Here is a 1,958-nt window from a genome sequence, read left to right as displayed (position 1 = left end):
CTGGCGCTATTTTTTTGCCGGTGGCCAGACATCCTGCCGATAGATCAGCAGGCCTTGCCGCCGGGCCTCCATGGCTTCAAGAATCGCCTCGCGGCCCTCTCCGAGGTTGGGAGTATACGCGGTGGAGCCAACCCAGCGACGCATGTCCAGCAGGGAAAACACCGCAAAGCCGCCCACGCGCTCTTCGCCGAACAACCGGACGAAGTGCAGGGCCTCCATGCCTCGTCCGGTCACTTCCACCGGGGCCTGCCAGACTTCAAAAGGATCCAGAATCGTCCGCGCCAGCAGCTTCATGTACGGCGCGCGCTGCATCTTGAGGGTTTTTAACGGTCGGTTCGGCTTGCGCTTGTCCAGCAGCAAATCCTTGTCAATGACCAGCGGCAGGGAGGTGCCGGGGATGTTCAGCACCTTGGCGTCATGCAGGCCCAGGCCGAATTCGGCCATGAAGGCGCGGGCGTAGAATTCCGCCGGCTGGCCCGTGGGCAGGATGTCCTGGGGCGCCACGGCATGGATGTACCGCGCCGGGATGTCCGCCAGGGGCAGGCCGCACGGCGCATTGTGGCTGGACTTTTCCGCAAAGCTCGCCCCCCGCAGGTTGGGGCAGACCATGGCCGTGGGCCGCAGGCGCACCTCGGCCTCGTCAATGGGCTCCGGCGAAAGCCCACTCCAGGCCTCCTTGCCCGGATTGCCGGCAAAGCCCGCATCCGGTCGCAGGGGCCGGGCCGGCATGGGGCCATGCTCGCCCACCGGTTCAATGAGATCATCCTTGAGGTATTCTTCCACGGCCAGGCCGCGGGCGCGGACGTCATCGGCAGACAGGGTCTTGACTTTGCACCGACAGCGGAAGCCGTTGGGCGGGTACCAGGTGTCCCAAAAGGGCGAATCGTGGGGATAGACCTTCCCGTGCAGCGCCCGATGCGTCGGGCGGGTGCGGCTGTCGTTCACGGCGCTGTACTGCCAGAATGGCCGATCCTCGGCCACCTCCGCCATTTGCTTGTACCGCCCGACGTTGTAGGCCGTCTGCAGGTTCGTCCGGAAGATGTTGTCGATGCGCCAGGCCTTGTGTCCTGTCCAGCCGTTCTCCTCCCACACGCCGGCCAGGTTCTTCTTGAACTGCTCCAGGGTGATGCCGTCTCGCAGGGCGGTTTCCAGGCTCTGGTGGACCTGATGCAGCATGTCCGCCCGGGCCAGGCCGCTGACAGTAAAAGCCCGCACCCGCTGGGCCTCGGCCAGGCGATAGAACTCCGCGGGGGGCAGCTGGATCTTCTGTTGCCAGAAGTCCAGGGCTTCTGACATTGGGAGGGGTGGCGGCAATGGCGAGGGGGACGAGGGGGAAGCGGCAGGGACCTTGTTTGATGTCTCAGGCATCGTCCTCGCCTCCTTCTTCCTGGCCTTCCACCTGCACCTGCTCCCGGCCATGCAGCTCCGCAGCCACGCTGGCCCGGTGCAGGGTGTCCGCCAGGGCGGCCTGGCCGGGGCTCTCGCCGTCCATGGCCGCGGCCAGCAGGATGCGCAGATCCTCAAAGGACGTGGCCTGCGCAATCACGGCGTCAATCTCCCCGGCCAGGCTGGCGGCGGCGGCAACACCTTCGGGCAGGACGCCGGCAACCAGCAATTCTAACGCCTGCTGGTCCGGCGTGAAGCGGCGGGCCTGGGCCGTTCCGGAAGCAGGCTCGGCAAAGGCCGGCGGCTCCTTCGGTTCCTTGTTCGCCTTCTCTTCGGGCTTGCCTTCCGACGCCTCTTCCGATTTCTCTTCGGCTTGCCCTTCTCCCTGCGGGGGCGCTTCCGGCCCTGCCGCCGGCTGCTGCTTCTCCACGGCTTCCCATTCCCCGCCATAGGTGTCCTGGATGTGCTTGAGGGTCGGCCTGGCCACGCCCATGCTGCAGATTTGCACCTCGCGCTTGACCTGGGCGTCCAGGTCTTCATCCTCAAAGACGCGCCAGACGCGGGGCACGGCC

2 protein-coding genes are annotated in these 1,958 nt (G+C 66.2%); both read right to left on the bottom strand.

Features of this window, described 5'->3' with window-relative positions; genetic code table 11:
• Positions 1–6: 6 nt before the first annotated feature.
• Positions 7–1,368: a phage minor head protein gene (locus DGI_RS04505; RefSeq protein WP_041725537.1), complete on the bottom strand. Its 1,362-nt coding sequence runs from the start codon at positions 1,366–1,368 to the stop codon at positions 7–9.
• Positions 1,361–1,958, bottom strand: a 598-nt coding sequence (locus DGI_RS18960) for a phage portal protein family protein (protein WP_193787668.1), incomplete at its 5' end; no start/stop codon positions are given. The genes DGI_RS04505 and DGI_RS18960, both read right to left, overlap by 8 nt.

This window comes from Megalodesulfovibrio gigas DSM 1382 = ATCC 19364 (assembly GCF_000468495.1).
In the GTDB taxonomy this organism is placed as follows: Bacteria; Desulfobacterota; Desulfovibrionia; order Desulfovibrionales; family Desulfovibrionaceae; genus Megalodesulfovibrio; species Megalodesulfovibrio gigas.
Note: the sequence above shows the minus strand (reverse complement) of the source record. Positions and strands in the feature narration are given on the sequence as shown.